A 14,955-nucleotide genomic window follows, 5' to 3' on the forward strand; every position below is an offset into this window, starting at 1 on the left:
GCCTCGGAGACATCCCTCCGGGGCCAGCGCCCGCCGCCTGAGGCCATGCCCACAATGGCACTGGCCGTCATGGCAAATCGGGCATGTCCGTGGACTAGAATCATTTTGGGCCCGACGTGCGGCGCAGCGCCGCAGCCTCCGGGTGTCGTCTACAACAAGGAGATTGAAGAATGAAAGCACTCGTCGCGGTCAAGCGCGTCGTTGATTACAACGTCAAGGTTCGCGTGAAGTCAGACGGCACGGGGGTGGATACCGCCAACGTCAAGATGAGCATGAACCCCTTCGACGAGATCGCTGTCGAAGAAGCGGTGCGTTTGAAGGAAAAGGGCGTCGTCACGGAAATCATCGCCGTGTCCGCCGGCCCCGCCCAGGCGCAAGAGACGCTGCGCACCGCCATGGCCATTGGCGCCGACCGCGGCATCCTGATCGAGACGACCGAAGAGCTGCAACCCCTGGCCGTGGCCAAGCTGCTTAAAGCGCTGGTCGACAAAGAGCAGCCGCAAATCATCATCCTGGGCAAGCAAGCCATCGACGACGACGCCAACCAGACCGGCCAGATGCTGGCTGCGCTGGCCGACTTGCCCCAGGCCACGTTCGCCAACAAGGTCGAAATCGAGGGCGACAAGGCCAAGGTCACCCGCGAAGTAGATGGCGGCCTGGAAACGCTGTCCGTCAGCCTGCCTGCCGTCATCACCACCGATCTGCGCCTGAACGAGCCGCGCTACGTCACGCTGCCGAACATCATGAAGGCCAAGAAAAAGCAGCTGGACACCGTCAAGCCCGAGGACCTGGGCGTGGACGTCAAGCCGCGCCTGAAGACGCTCAAAGTGTCTGAGCCGCCCAAGCGCGGCGCTGGCATCAAGGTGCCGGACGTGGCCACTTTGGTCGACAAGCTCAAGAACGAGGCCAAGGTCATCTGACCTGCGGCGCCGACCGGCGAACGGCCGTGGCCACATTCGCCCCGCCATCTGAGCCTGGCCAGATGCCGGGCGCGCCCACGGCACCACGTTCGCCCGCCTTCCAAAGAATCACCGAGGACACAAAACCATGACCGCACTCGTCATTGCTGAACACGACAACGCCTCCATCAAGGGCGCCACACTCAACGCCGTCACCGCCGCCAAAGCCATCGGGGGCGATGTGCATGTGCTGGTCGCCGGCCACAACGCGGGCGCCGCCGCCCAGGCCGCTGCCCAGATCGCCGGCGTCAGCAAGGTGCTGCACGCCGACAGCGACGCCTACGCACACGGCCTGGCCGAAAACGTGGCCGCGCTGGTGGAATCGCTGGCCGGCAACTACAGCCACATCCTGTTCCCGGCCACCGCCAGCGGCAAGAACATCGCCCCGCGCGTGGCCGCCAAGCTGGACGTGGCCCAGATCAGCGACATCACCAAGGTTGACAGCCCCGACACGTTCGAGCGCCCCATCTACGCCGGCAACGCCATCGCCACCGTGCAGAGCAGCGACGGCGTGAAGGTGATCACCGTGCGCACCACCGGCTTCGACGCCGCAGCCGCCACCGGTGGCAGCGCCGCCGTTGAGACGGTGCAGGGCCCCGCCGCCAGCGGAAAGAGCACCTTTGTCGGCGCCGAGATCGCCAAGAACGACCGCCCCGAGCTGACCGCCGCCAAAGTGGTGGTTTCTGGCGGCCGCGCCCTGGGCAGCGCCGAGAAATTCCAGGAAGTCATGACCCCGCTGGCCGACAAGCTGGGCGCCGCCATCGGCGCCAGCCGCGCGGCGGTGGATGCGGGCTACGCGCCGAACGACCTGCAGGTCGGCCAGACGGGCAAGATCGTCGCGCCGCAGCTGTACATTGCCGCCGGTATTTCGGGCGCCATCCAGCATTTGGCCGGCATGAAGGATTCCAAGGTGATCGTTGCGATCAACAAGGACCCCGAAGCGCCGATCTTCAGCGTGGCCGACTACGGCCTGGAAGCCGATCTGTTCACCGCCGTGCCCGAGCTGGTCAAGGCGCTCTGACCGCCGCGCCCTTCGTTTGACACCGGTTTGCTGCTGATTCGATAGCAGTGCGTCCAAGGGCATCCAGCGCGATGCCCTTTTTCTTGCAAGATTCCCCAAGGAGCCCCCCGCGTGAGCTACACCGCCCCCCTCAAAGACATGCTCTTCAACATGGAGCATCTGGCGCGCATCGACGAAGTCGCCAAGATCCCTGGTTTTGAAGACGCTGGCCTGGAAACGGCCCAGGCCGTGCTGGAAGAGTGCGCCCGGTTCAACGAAGGCGTGGTGGCCCCGCTGAACGTGCCTGGCGATCTGGCCCCATCCAGCCTGAAGGACCACGTGGTCACCACCACGGCGGGCTTCAAGGAGGCGTTCAAGCAATACGCGGAAGGCGGCTGGCAGGGCCTGCAGCACCCGGCCGACTTTGGCGGCCAGGGCTTGCCCAAGACCATCGGCGCGGCGTGCGGTGAAATCCTCAACTCGGCCAACCTCAGCTTCGCGCTGTGCCCGTTGCTGACCGATGGCGCCATCGAGGCCTTGCTGACGGCGGGCAGCGACGAGCTCAAGGCCACCTACCTTGAAAAGATGATCTCCGGCGAGTGGACCGGCACCATGAACCTGACCGAGCCGCAGGCCGGCTCAGACCTGGCACTGGTGCGCACCAAGGCCGAGCCGCAGCCCGACGGCACCTACAAGGTTTTCGGCACCAAGATCTTCATCACCTACGGCGAGCACGACATGGCGGACAACATCGTCCACCTGGTGCTGGCGCGCGTGGCCGGTGCGCCCGAGGGCGTGAAGGGCATCAGCCTGTTCGTCGTGCCCAAGTTCCTGCTCAAGGCCGATGGCGGCCTGGGCGAGCGCAACGACGTGTACTGCGTCAGCATCGAGCACAAGATGGGCATCAAGGCCAGCCCCACCGCCGTGCTGCAGTTTGGCGACCACGGCGGGGCGGTGGGCTACCTGGTGGGCGAGGAGAACCGCGGCCTGGAATACATGTTCATCATGATGAACTCGGCCCGCTACGCCGTGGGCGTGCAGGGCATCGCCGTGGCCGAGCGCGCCTACCAGCACGCGCTGGCCTACGCCAAAGAACGCGTGCAAAGCCGCCCCGTGGATGGCAGCGTGAAAGGCCCCGCCACGATCATCCACCACCCCGACGTGCGCCGCATGCTGATGACGATGCGCGCCCTGACCGAAGGCAGCCGCGCCATGGCGTCCACCGCCGCCGCCGCCTACGACGCCGCGCACCACCACCCCGATGCCGAGGTGCGCGCGCAGAACCAGGCTTTCTACGAATTCATGGTGCCGCTGGTCAAGGGCTACAGCACCGAGATGAGCCTGGAGGTCACCGACCTGGGCGTGCAGGTGCACGGCGGTATGGGCTTCATCGAGGAAACGGGCGCCGCGCAGTACTACCGCGACGCCAAGATCCTGACCATCTACGAAGGCACGACGGCGATCCAGGCCAACGACCTGGTGGGCCGAAAAACCTCGCGTGACGGCGGCGCAGGCGCCAAGGCGATCGCCGCGCAGATCGAAAAAACCGAGCAGGAACTGCTGGCCGCCGGCAACGAAGACGCCAAGGTCATGGGTGAGCGCCTGGGCGCCTCGCGCAAGGCTTTCCTGGACGCGGTGGACTTCATCGCCGCGCAGGCCAAGGCCGACCCGAACGCGGCTTACTCAGGCAGCGTGCCTTACCTGATGCTGGCGGGCAACCTGGTCGCGGGCTGGCAACTGGGCCGCGCGCTGCTGGCGGCGCAGGGGCTGCAAGGCAAGGGCGCGGATGAGGCCTTCCTGAAAGGCAAGATCGTCACGGCGCGTTTCTACGCCGACCACATCCTCACGCGCATCCCGGGCCAGCGCGACGCCATCGTGCACGGCGCGCACAGCGTGACCGCCCTGGCGCCGGAAGAGTTCTGAGCGATCGCTATCAATACCGTAGCTGCTGGCGTACCATGCGCGGGCGCTGCGGTCTTCTTTTGCTCTGAAAAGAGCGTGCCCGAATTGAAGGAGAGTTCCATGTCCAAACTGCCCGCCGTGCTGCAGCGCCTGAAGTTTCCGGTCATCGCATCGCCGCTGTTCATCATCAGCAACCCCAAGCTGGTCATCGCCCAATGCACGTCGGGGGTGGTGGGCTCCATGCCCGCACTGAACGCCCGCCCAGCCGCGCAGCTGGACGAATGGCTGGCCGAGATCACCGAGGCGCTGGCCGCCTGGGACAAGGCCAACCCCGACAACCCGGCCGCGCCCTTCGCCATCAACCAGATCGTGCACAAGAGCAACGACCGTCTTGAGCACGATATGCAGCTGTGCGCCAAGTACAAGGTGCCGATCATCATCACCAGCCTGGGTGCGCGCGAAGACGTCAACCAGGCCGTGCACAGCTGGGGCGGCGTGGTGATGCACGACGTCATCAACAACGTGTTTGCGCACAAGGCAATAGAGAAGGGCGCCGATGGCCTGATTCCCGTGGCCGCCGGCGCGGGCGGGCACGCCAGCGTGAAAAGCCCGTTCGCGATGGTGCAGGAAATCCGCGAGTGGTTCGACGGCCCGGTGGCCTTGTCGGGCGCCATCGCCACCGGCGGCGCTGTGCTGGCCGCGCAGGCCATTGGCGCGGACTTTGCCTACATCGGCTCAGCCTTCATTGCCACCGACGAAGCGCGTGCGGCAGAAGGCTACAAGCAGATGATTGTCGAATCCAACTCGGACGACATCGTCTACAGCAATTTCTACACCGGCGTGCACGGCAACTACCTCAAGGGCAGCATCCGCAACGCGGGTATGGACCCGGACAACCTGCCCGAAAGCGATCCGAGCAAGATGAACTTCGGCTCAGGCGAGGGCAGCAATTCGGCCAAGGCCTGGCGCGACATCTGGGGCTGCGGGCAGGGCATAGGCCACGTGCGCCAAGTGGTGCCCGCTGCCGAACTGATTGCGCGCCTGAAGCGGGAATACGCCGAAGCGCGCGCGCGGTTGGCGCTCTGAGCGCACGCAGGCTGCGTGGGCTGTGCGTAACGCTGAATGCGCATTGCGCTGGGTGAGTCTGACCTGCCTTAGCTCTATTTGCTTCTGAAAAGATAGCTGCCAGCGCTGGATAGACAAGCGCTGGAGCGCAAAAAGGCCGTCAATCCGGTGGCCACAAAGCGCATTGCCTGAAGGCGCGCCCGACTGTCACAGACGGCGCAGCTTCAAACGACGACAGGGATAGGGCTGGCTGGAACCCTACTCAATGCGTAAAAGGCGATGCAATCGCGCGGTGTGGCCAAGTCGGGCAGGTCAGGCGCCAACCAGCGCCTCATGGCCTACCCGAAAGCACGCCTGCCGGCGTGCCTCACACGCAATCACCAGTGCGCGTGCGCGCGTTCTTCGCCGGTGGTGGCCACCGAGCGTTTCTTTGCCACGCTCTTCGCGCCGCGCGTCGATTTGCGCGCCACGCCGCGGCCAGGCACGCGGGCCGGTTTGGCCTCTTCCACGCGCTGGCGGATGTGCGCCAGGGCTTCTTCCACCTGATCGATCAGGATCAGGCACAGGTCGCCCTTGTTCAATTTCGCCAAAGCGTGGTCGATGGCCACGAATTCGCCATGGATTTCTTCCACGTGGCGCGTGCGGGATGCGTTTTTCAGGCCATCGCGCAGCAGCGCCAGCACTTCGCCATCGGCGCGGCCACGCTGGCAGGCGTCTTGGTAGAGCACCACGTCGTCGAACGCGTCGCCCAAAATCCGCGTCTGCGCACGGATGTCCTCGTCGCGGCGGTCGCCCGCGCCGCTGATGACCACCGAGCGCCGCACCGAAGGCATGTTCTCCACGCCGGAGACCAGCGCGGCGATGGCGTCGGGGTTGTGGCCGTAATCGGCAATCAGCGTGGCGCCACGGTAGTCGAACACGTTGAAGCGGCCCGGCACGCCGTGCAGATCGCTGATGAAGCTGGCCAGGCCTTTCTGGATGGCTTCCCAAGGCACGTTGACTGCCCAGGCCGCAGCCACGGACGCCATGGTGTTTTCCACCTGAAAGCCGATCTGGCCCTGGCGGGTCAGCGGCACGCGCGACAGCGGCAGGCGCTTGGTGAAGCGGCCTTCGGCGCAAACGATGTCGCCACGGTCCACGTAGACCACGCGCTTGCCTTGCGCGCGGTGCGTATGGATCACCGGATGATCGCCGTCCTGCGCGAAAAAGGTCACGCTGCCGGGGCAGTGCGGCGCCATGGCCACCACGGCCGGGTCGGCGGCGTTCAGCACGGCGGTGCCGGTGGGCGCCACGTTCAGCACGATCACGCGCTTGAGCACCTTCAGGTCTTCCAGCGTGGTGATGTAGTTCAGGCCCAGGTGGTCGCCCGCGCCCAGGTTGGTGACGACGGCCACGTCGCACTGGTCAAAAGCCAGGCCTTCGCGCAGCAGCCCGCCGCGGGCGGTTTCCAGCACGGCGGCGTCCACGTCGGGGTGGGCCAGCACGTTGCGCGCACTGCGCGGGCCGGAGCAATCGCCCGAATCGATCTGGCGTCCATTCACGTATACGCCGTCGGTGTTGGTCATGCCCACGCGCAGGCCTTGCGCCTTGAGCAGGTGGGCCGTCAGGCGCACGGTGGTCGTCTTGCCGTTGGTGCCGGTGACGGCCACGACGGGAATGCGTCCGTTGCCACCATCGGGGTACATCAGGTCCATCACGGCGCCGCCCACGTCGCGGCCCTTGCCGAACGAGGGGCTGATGTGCATGCGCAGGCCGGGCGCGGCGTTGACTTCGACGATGCCGCCGTTTTGCGCTTCCAGCGGCTTGATGACGGTTTCGCAGACCACGTCCACGCCGCAGATGTCCAGGCCCACGGTCTGGGCGGCTTCGATGGCGCGTGCGGCCACTTCGGGGTGCACGCTGTCGGTCACATCGGTGGCGGTGCCGCCGGTGGACAGGTTGGCGTTGTTGCGCAGCACCACGCGCTGGCCCTTGTCGGGCACCGAGTCGGCTGTCAGCCCCTGCGCGGCCAGGCGCGCTTCGGCGATGGCGTCAAAGCGGATCTTGGTCAGCGAGGTGCCGTGGCCAACGCCTCGGCGCGGGTCACGATTGACTTCGTCCACCAGTTGGCGAACGGTGTGCTCGCCATCGCCAATGACCAGGGGCGGGTCGCGGCGCGCAGCGGCGACCAGGCGGTTGCCCACCACCAGCAGGCGGAAATCGTGCCCGGGCAGGTAGCGCTCGACCATCACCACGCCGTATTCGGCGGCTGCGGCGTAGGCAATGTCAAAGTGCGCGCGGTCGGTTATGCCCACCGTCACGCCCTTGCCCTGGTTGCCATCCTGCGGCTTGACCACCACGGGCAGGCCAATTTCCTCGGCGACGGCCCAGCCGTCTGCCAGATCTTCGACCGGGCGGCCCAGCGGCACCGGCACGCCGGCGGAATGCAGCAGCTTCTTGGTCAGGTCCTTGTCCTGCGCAATGGCTTCGGCGATGGCGCTGGTGCCGTCCACCTCGGCGGCTTGAATCAGGCGCTGGCGGCTGCCCCAGCCCAGGCGCACCAGGCTGCCGCTGGTCAGGCGTTTGAAGGGTATGCCGCGCTTGACGGCCGCATCCACGATGGCGCCAGTGGAGGGGCCCAGGCGCTCGTCTTCGTCCAGCTCATGCAACTCGGCGATCACGGCGGTCACGTCGAAATCGGTGCCCGCTGCCGCAGCCGCGCACAGCGCTTCGGCTTTCTGCAGTGCCAGGCGGCCAACCGCTTCCTCGGTGTATTGCACCGCCACCTGGAAGGTGCCGGGAATCTCGGTTTCGGTCGTGCGGCTGAAAGTCACAGGGCAACCCGCTTCAGCTTGCAGTGCCAGCGCCGTCAATTCCAGGGCGTGCGCCATCGAGATCGGCGTGCTCGGCTTGTTGGCGTGCAAGGCACCGACAGAGGGAAACAGCTCACGCAGACGCTTTTCAAACGCCGGATTGGCGCTCAGGTCGCGTTCAGCCCCGTCGCATGTGACCACGGCTTCGATGGCCGTATGGCGGCTCCAGAGGTTCGGGCCGCGCAGTGCGCGAGTGCGATTGACTTCCATGAAAGATCCTGAAGAGGGGATACGAAATGACTAACGCGGCGAGTCCGAAATCAGTGGACAGCCAAGTTGTGTGGAGCCTCACCAAATCGCAACAAAGCCGCACGGATGAGGTCAGGCGACACGCCCAGCGACCAGGCGGCGGCCACGGCGGCCAGCACCTGGGGGCGCACATCGTGCGGCGGCTCGCTGGTGATAGAGCCAAAAATGGGCGCCGACAGGTTGATCAGCGGCGTTTCGTCGGCGCCCTTGGCCAGCACGATGCTGTCACCGCGGGCCAGCACGGCGCGCCCTTTGCCGGCGCGGTGCGCCACCACCACCTCGTTGTCGGGCGACAGTGCGTAGAAGACCAGGTCGCCGTCGCTGTACTCCGCCAGGGCGGCCACTTCGGCGTCGTCGGCGTTCAGCACGGCGGCGCCGTCGCTCAAGACCACGTCCACCTGGGTGCGGACCACGTTGGGCAAGGTATCGGCCTCGGTCACGTACAGGTCTTCCAGGCCCGCTGCGCTCAGGCCCATCACCACGCCCACCTGGCAGCGGTCGTAGGGCAGGCCTTCGGTCAGGATCTGGCGCGGCGTGGTTTCCAGCACGGCGGCCTGCACCGTGCGGTTGATCAGCATGCGCTCGCCGTCTTCATAGCGGCGCGCGTCGGCTTTGGACAGCTGGCGCGGCCCCAGGAAGAGCCCGTCGCGGCAGGCCAGGGCGGTCTGCCAGCCGTGCAGCTGCAGCATGGACGCGATCAGACGCGCTGCCAGCGAGCTTTCGCCCGCGCCCAGCAGCCCGACGATCGGAATCCGGCCGCTCTGGCCGGGGGGGAAGAGATGGTTCACGATGGCGTCGCCCACGGGCTGGGCGCGCCCAACGGCGGGCTTGAGGTGCATCAACAGCCCTGGGCCAGCGTTCACTTCGACGATGGCGCCACCCTGGGCGATCATGGGTTTGCTGATGTCTTCCACCACCAGGTCGATACCGGCAATGTCCAGGCCGACGACGCGCGCGGCCATGCCCATCAACTCGGCGTTGTCCGGGTGCACCTGGTGGGTGACGTCGTTGGCCATGTTGCCGGTGCGCTGCACCACGGCAGACTGGCCGCGCTGCAGCACGCTGTCGGGCGTCAGGCCTTGGCGGGTCAGCTCCAGCAGCACCACGGCGTCGTCCATGCGAACCACGTCCAGCGGAAACTGCTCTTCCTCGCCGCGGCGCGGGTCGGTATTGACCTGAGTACGCACCAATTCGGTGATGCTGGATTTGCCATCGCCACTCACGCGGGTGATTTCACCCCGCGTGGCCGCCACCACCTTGCCGCCGACCACCAGTAAGCGGTGTTCGTGACCGGGAATGAAGCGCTCGACGATCACTTCAGAGCCTTCTTTTTCGGCGGCGACGAAGGCGTCGCGCACTTCCTGCTCGGTTTTCAGGTTCAGCGATACGCCCCGCGCATGGTTGCCATCGGACGGCTTGACCACCACGGGCAGGCCGATGCTCTCCGCGGCTTCCCAGGCTTCGTCGGCGGTTTCCACCGTCTCACCTGCGGGCACGGGCACGCCCGCGGCGCCCAGCAGTTGCTTGGTCAAGTCTTTGTCGCGGGAAATGCCCTCGGCGATGGCGCTGGTGCGGTCGGTCTCGGCCGTCCAGATGCGGCGCTGGGCGGCGCCCTGGCCCAGCTGGACCAGATTGCCTTCGTTCAGGCGCAAGGAGGGGATCGAGCGCTCAGCCGCCGCGTCCACGATGCAGGCGGTGCTGGGGCCCAGGCAGCGGCGATCCACCAGATCGCTCAGCTTGGCCATGACGGGCGCCAGGTCGTAGGGCTGATCGTTGATGGCGGCCATGATCAGGTCGCGCGCAGATTCCAGCGCCAGGCGGCCCACCACCTCGTCGCGGGTGCGGATTACCACTTTGTAAACGCCGGGCTCCTGCGTCATGCGGGCCTTGCCAAAGCCGGTTTTCATGCCAGCCTGGGTTTGCAGCTCCAGCGCGACGTGTTCCATGATGTGGCCGGGCCAGGTGCCGTCGCGCAAGCGCATCAGGAACCCGCCGCGGCGGCCCACGCTGCAGCGGTGCTCGATCAGCCCAGGCAGCCAGGCGGTCAGGCGCTCGTAGAAGCCGGGCAGGGTGTTGGAGGGGAAGTCCTCCAGCGCGCCGATGTCGACCACGGCTTCGATCACGGGGCGGTACGTCCAGACGTTGGGGCCGCGCAGATGCGTCATGCTGCGGATCACGATGTCGGGGAAGGTGCGGGCCGGCTGGGCAGCGCCTGCGTCGGCAGCAACGTCGGCCGTGACCGCCAGTGGCCGCGGATACAATCCGCCACCGCTGGTGGCGCCACGCTCTTTCTGATCGATTCGCCTCATTGGGAGTGCGCTCGCTTTCCTTGCAAATTCTGGTGATCGGGGCCAAATCGCCAGTGCTTTCCGGCCCGCATGTTTGGATTCCATGTCGCTACAGACCTCCCCTTCAATCGTGAGTCGCTCATCGACTGAAGAAGCGCCACTGCGCCCTTCCGAAAACGTGCTGGGCCTGCTGGACGTTGACTTGAACTCGCGACTGCGCTTTGGCAGTGGCGTGGTGGTCATTACAAATCAACGGCTTATTTCACGGTTTCCGGATGAAACTGAGTGGCGCAGCTGGGATTTGCATCCCGATTTGACCCTGACGCACACCGATTACGCGGGCGTTGGCACCCTGGCGCTGCGCGATACAGGGGGGCAGTTGGCGGTGTGGCGCTTCACGCTGGGGCACAACCCCGCCGCGATCCAGCTGCTGCGGTCTTTTGAGGCAGCCCGGGCGCACCAGGGCGCCGAAGGCGGGCTGCCAGCAGCCGGCCAAACGGCTTTGGCGGCAGAGCCTGCGGACGACACCCCGGACACCGAAGACAGCCCCGCCGAGGACAAACCTCCCTCGACGTGGACGCTGTTTCGCCTGTGGCGCTTCGCCCATCCGTACCGCTGGCAGCTGCTGGCCGGCTTTCTTTTGACGCTGGCGGCCACGGCCGCCACGCTGGTGCCGCCGTACCTGACGATGCCGCTGATGGACAAGGTGCTGATCCCGTTCCAGAACGGCCAGCAGATCGATACGGGGCTGGTGGGGATGCTGCTGGCCGGCCTGCTGGGTTCTGCCTTGCTGGCCTGGGTGCTGGGGTGGGCCAAGACCTACATCCTCGCGCTCGTATCGGAGCGCATCGGCGCCGATCTGCGCACAACCACTTACGAACACCTTCTAAAACTTTCACTTGAGTACTTTGGCGGCCGCCGCACCGGCGACCTGATGGCGCGCATCGGCTCGGAAACCGACCGCATCAACGTCTTTCTGTCGCTGCACCTGCTGGATTTCGCCACCGACGTGCTGATGATCGTCATGACGGCGGTCATTTTGTTCACCATCAACCCCACGCTGGCGCTGGTCACGCTGGTGCCGCTGCCCATCATCGGCTGGATGATTCACGTCGTGCGCGACCGCCTGCGTACCGGTTTCGAGAAGATCGACCGCGTCTGGTCCGAAGTGACCAACGTGCTGGCCGACACCATTCCCGGCATCCGCGTGGTGAAAGCCTTCGCCCAGGAAGACCGCGAGGCCAACCGCTTCAAGGACGCCAACCGCCACAACCTGGCGGTGAACGACAAGCTGAACAAGCTCTGGTCGCTGTTCTCGCCCACCGTCACGCTGCTGACCGAAATCGGCCTGCTGGTGGTCTGGGCCTGCGGCATCTGGCTGGTCAGTCGCCAGCAGATCACCGTGGGTGTGTTGACCGCGTTTCTGGCCTACATCGGGCGCTTTTACACCCGGCTGGATTCGATGAGCCGCATCGTCTCGGTCACGCAAAAGGCGGCGTCGGGCACCAAGCGCATCTTTGAGATCCTGGACCACGTCTCCAGCGTGCCCGAGCCGAAACACCCCGTGCCGCTGACGCACGTGGAAGGCCGCATCGAGGTGCGCGATGCCGCGCTGCGCTACGGCAACCGATCGGTCATCCGCGGGCTGAACCTCACCATCCAGCCTGGCGAAATGATCGGCCTGGTGGGCCACAGCGGCTCCGGCAAGAGCACGCTGGTCAACCTGATCTGCCGCTTCTACGACGTGACCGAGGGCGCCATCCTGGTTGACGGGGTGGACGTGCGCCAGGTGCGCGTGGCCGACTACCGCCGCAACATCGGCCTGGTGCTGCAAGAGCCCTTCCTCTTCTTCGGCACCATTGCCGAGAACATTGCCTACGGCAAGCCTGACGCCACGCGCGACGAAATCGTCGCCGCCGCCCGTGCCGCGCACGCGCACGAATTCATCCTGCGCCTGCCGCAGGGCTACGACTCGCTGGTGGGCGAGCGTGGGCAGGGCCTGTCAGGCGGCGAACGCCAGCGCATCAGCATTGCGCGGGCGCTGCTGATCAACCCGCGCATCCTGATCCTGGACGAAGCCACCGCCTCGGTCGATACCGAGACCGAGCGCGAAATCCAGAAAGCGCTGGACAACCTGGTGCGCGGGCGCACCACCATCGCCATCGCCCACCGTCTGTCCACCCTGCGCAAGGCCGACCGGCTGGTGGTGATGGACAAGGGCGTCAAGGTGGAAGAGGGCACGCACGAGCAGTTGATCGCCCAGCGCGGCGCCTACTGGCGCCTGTACGAAGCGCAGGCGCGCCAGGAAAAGGCCGAGCGCGACCGCATGCTGGAGGTGGAAGTGGCCGACCGCGAACTGGCCGCGCTGACCGCCACCCCGCCAGTGCCGCCCGCGGTTCATCGCGATGCCGCCAGCGACAACGCCACAGGCCAGGAGCACGCCCGATGAGCGCCCCCAACACCGTGTTCGACCTGCAGCGCGACGCCTTCGGGCGCCTGATCCTGATCGACGCCGAGGGCCAGCGCCACGAAGGCGTGGTGGCTGTGCGCGCCTTCCCCATCGCCGCGCCCGACGAGGGCGTGAGCCTGGTCGACGGCGACGGGCATGAGCTGGCCTGGATCGAACGCCTGAGCGCCCTGGCACCCGCCCAGCGCGAGCAGGTCGAACAGGCGCTGGAGCAGCGCGAATTCATGCCCGTGCTGCAGCGGCTGATCGGCGTGAGCAGCTTTGGCACGCCCAGCACCTGGGACGTGCAGACCGACCGTGGCGCGGCGCGCTTCGTGCTCAAGGGCGAGGAAGACATCCGCCGCCTGGGCCCGGGCCTGCTGATCGTCAACGATGCGCACGGCGTGCAGTACCTCATCCGCGACCTGCAGGCGATGGACAAGCACAGCCGCAAGCTGCTGGATCGATTTTTATAGCGCCTGGCGCAGGCTGCACGGGCGCTGGCGGGCGATTTGGCACCTTTTTCCGTGTGCCGAGACGGGCGGTGGCGAACCTGCGGCGCGGGCAGGGTGTTCGCATGAAGCGGGCGGCGAATCGCTTGAAATAACTGTATAAAGACACAGTTGTTTCAAGCGATTCATGCCCAAGCCTATTCCCATCCAGCTTCACCCGCCGCCGGCCCCGCGCAAGGGCCGTGGCGCGGTCAGCAACCTGCAGCACCGCTTCAGCCAGGACGAGCGTGAGGCGTTTGACGATGGCTGGGCCGCGCCGAATACTTCAAGTTTGATAGCTGCCAGCGCAGACCCCACGGGCGCTGAAGCCGTTTTTGAAGATGAATTGGGCGACGATGAAGCCATCTCATTGGCTACCGAAGTCCGGCTGGAAGACTGCAAAAGCGCGCTCTGCGCCAACGATTCGCCCGATCTGCCTTTTGAGCGCAGCCTGAACCCCTACCGCGGGTGCGAGCACGGCTGCATCTACTGCTTTGCGCGGCCCACGCACAGCTACCTGGGTTTGTCGCCGGGCCTGGATTTTGAGACGCGGCTGATCGCCAAGCGCAACATCGCCGCCGTGCTGCGGCGCGAGCTGGCCGCGCCCAGCTACCGGCCCGGCGGCCTGGTCATCGGGGCGGCGACGGATTGCTACCAGCCCATCGAGCGGCAGCTGCGCCTGACCCGCGCCGTGATCGAGGTGCTGGCCGAGGCGCGGCAGCCGTTTTCGATCATCACCAAATCCAGCGCGGTGGAGCGCGACCTGGACCTGATCGCGCCGCTGGCCGCGCGCGGGCTGGCGGCCGTCTACGTCACCATCACCACGCTGGACGCTCAGCTGGCCCGCAAGCTGGAGCCGCGCGCCGCCAGCCCCGCGCGGCGCCTGCGCACCTTGCGCACCCTGGCCGACGCGGGCGTGCCCACGGGCGTCAGCGTGGCGCCGCAGATCCCCTTCATCAACACCGACATGGAGCAGGTGCTGGCCGCCGCCCACGCAGTGGGCGCGCGCCACGCGTTCTACACCGTGCTGCGCTTGCCGTGGGAAGTGGCGCCGCTGTTTGAAGAATGGCTGGCCGCCCACTACCCCGACCGGGCCGAGCGCGTGATGGCGCGCGTGCGTGAAATGCGCGGCGGCCGCGTGTACGACGCGCGCTTTGGCGCCCGCATGAAGGGCGAGGGCACCTGGGCCGATCTGCTGGGCCAGCGCTTTGCCCGCGCCTGCGCCCGCCTGGGCATGAACCGCGCGCGCGAAGGCCTGCGCATGGACCTGTTTCGCCCACCGGCGCTGAATGGGCAGCAGGCGCTGTTCTGATGCGTTTTGACCATCCAATTGGCCTGTGGCGCAGGTGCAGTCAGCGCTGGAAGCTACGAATTGAGTAGCAAACTGCCGGGCGAAGCGATCGGCTTGCTTGGCGCCATCGCTCGGCGACGTATATGAGATCCGACGTATGAGATCCGACGTGTGAGATCCGGCGCGTGAGATCCGGCGCGTGAGATCCGGCGTTTCAAAGTGCTGGCGGCTGGCGCCGCGCTGGGTGTTTCAGGCGCCGTCCTGGGCGCCCATGTGCCGGATTTCGGCAAAGCCGTCGTCAAGGGTCGGCATCACAAGCGCTGCAAAGACCTTTCGCGCCGCTTGCCCGGGCACGACCATTCGCGCAGCAAGACTCGCTGAGGGGATGCAGACCGGACGGCCGACGCTTGCA

9 protein-coding genes are annotated in these 14,955 nt (G+C 66.5%); 7 read left to right on the top strand and 2 right to left on the bottom strand.

What is annotated here, in order from left to right:
• Positions 1 to 170: 170 nt before the first annotated feature.
• The 4 genes from C6570_RS11080 (at position 171) to C6570_RS11095 (ending at position 4,947) form a co-directional block, all read left to right on the top strand.
• The gene (locus C6570_RS11080) at positions 171 to 920 is read left to right on the top strand and encodes an electron transfer flavoprotein subunit beta/FixA family protein (RefSeq protein WP_106703257.1); all 750 of its coding nucleotides are present in this window, start codon (positions 171 to 173) and stop codon (positions 918 to 920) included.
• 127 nt (positions 921 to 1,047) lie between these two features.
• The gene (locus C6570_RS11085; RefSeq protein WP_106703258.1) at positions 1,048 to 1,980 is read left to right on the top strand and encodes an electron transfer flavoprotein subunit alpha/FixB family protein; all 933 of its coding nucleotides are present in this window, start codon (positions 1,048 to 1,050) and stop codon (positions 1,978 to 1,980) included.
• 111 nt (positions 1,981 to 2,091) lie between these two features.
• Positions 2,092 to 3,882 carry an acyl-CoA dehydrogenase gene (locus tag C6570_RS11090; protein WP_106703259.1) on the top strand — a complete coding sequence of 597 codons (1,791 nt, stop codon included), beginning with the start codon at positions 2,092 to 2,094 and terminating at the stop codon, positions 3,880 to 3,882.
• Between the two features lie 99 nt (positions 3,883 to 3,981).
• Positions 3,982 to 4,947 (top strand): NAD(P)H-dependent flavin oxidoreductase, encoded by a 966-nt coding sequence (locus C6570_RS11095; RefSeq protein ID WP_106703260.1) that lies wholly within the window; start codon positions 3,982 to 3,984, stop codon positions 4,945 to 4,947.
• 356 nt (positions 4,948 to 5,303) lie between these two features.
• On the opposite strand, the gene cphA is transcribed toward C6570_RS11095, so the two are convergent.
• Both cphA and C6570_RS11105 read right to left on the bottom strand, forming a co-directional pair.
• Positions 5,304 to 7,988: a cyanophycin synthetase gene (gene cphA / locus C6570_RS11100; RefSeq protein ID WP_106703261.1), complete on the bottom strand. Its 2,685-nt coding sequence runs from the start codon at positions 7,986 to 7,988 to the stop codon at positions 5,304 to 5,306.
• 50 nt (positions 7,989 to 8,038) lie between these two features.
• A complete protein-coding gene (locus C6570_RS11105; protein WP_106704656.1) occupies positions 8,039 to 10,192 on the bottom strand; it encodes a cyanophycin synthetase in 2,154 nt (717 codons plus the stop codon).
• 226 nt (positions 10,193 to 10,418) lie between these two features.
• Here C6570_RS11105 and C6570_RS11110 point away from each other — a divergent pair, with 226 nt between their 5' ends.
• The 3 genes from C6570_RS11110 (at position 10,419) to C6570_RS11120 (ending at position 14,564) form a co-directional block, all read left to right on the top strand.
• Positions 10,419 to 12,764 carry a cyanophycin metabolism-associated ABC transporter gene (locus C6570_RS11110; protein ID WP_106703262.1) on the top strand — a complete coding sequence of 782 codons (2,346 nt, stop codon included), beginning with the start codon at positions 10,419 to 10,421 and terminating at the stop codon, positions 12,762 to 12,764.
• Complete coding sequence (locus C6570_RS11115) at positions 12,761 to 13,237, top strand: cyanophycin metabolism-associated DUF1854 family protein (RefSeq protein WP_106703263.1); 477 nt, start codon at positions 12,761 to 12,763, stop codon at positions 13,235 to 13,237. The genes C6570_RS11110 and C6570_RS11115 overlap by 4 nt, the downstream gene beginning before the upstream one ends.
• Positions 13,238 to 13,400: 163 nt before the next feature.
• Entirely contained in the window at positions 13,401 to 14,564 is a 1,164-nt protein-coding gene (locus tag C6570_RS11120; RefSeq protein ID WP_106703264.1) for a PA0069 family radical SAM protein, read from the top strand.
• Positions 14,565 to 14,955: the final 391 nt, after the last annotated feature.

This window comes from Ottowia oryzae (assembly GCF_003008535.1).
GTDB lineage: Bacteria > Pseudomonadota > Gammaproteobacteria > Burkholderiales > Burkholderiaceae_C > Ottowia > Ottowia oryzae.

Coding starts and splice junctions, on each gene's coding strand:
- C6570_RS11095 (WP_106703260.1), top strand. CDS start 3,982: ATGTCCAAACTGCCCGCCGTGCTGCAGCGCCTGAAGTTTCCGGTCATC.
- C6570_RS11120 (WP_106703264.1), top strand. CDS start 13,401: ATGCCCAAGCCTATTCCCATCCAGCTTCACCCGCCGCCGGCCCCGCGC.
- C6570_RS11105 (WP_106704656.1), bottom strand. CDS start 10,192: ATGACGCATCTGCGCGGCCCCAACGTCTGGACGTACCGCCCCGTGATC.
- cphA (WP_106703261.1), bottom strand. CDS start 7,988: ATGGAAGTCAATCGCACTCGCGCACTGCGCGGCCCGAACCTCTGGAGC.
- C6570_RS11080 (WP_106703257.1), top strand. CDS start 171: ATGAAAGCACTCGTCGCGGTCAAGCGCGTCGTTGATTACAACGTCAAG.
- C6570_RS11115 (WP_106703263.1), top strand. CDS start 12,761: ATGAGCGCCCCCAACACCGTGTTCGACCTGCAGCGCGACGCCTTCGGG.
- C6570_RS11110 (WP_106703262.1), top strand. CDS start 10,419: ATGTCGCTACAGACCTCCCCTTCAATCGTGAGTCGCTCATCGACTGAA.
- C6570_RS11085 (WP_106703258.1), top strand. CDS start 1,048: ATGACCGCACTCGTCATTGCTGAACACGACAACGCCTCCATCAAGGGC.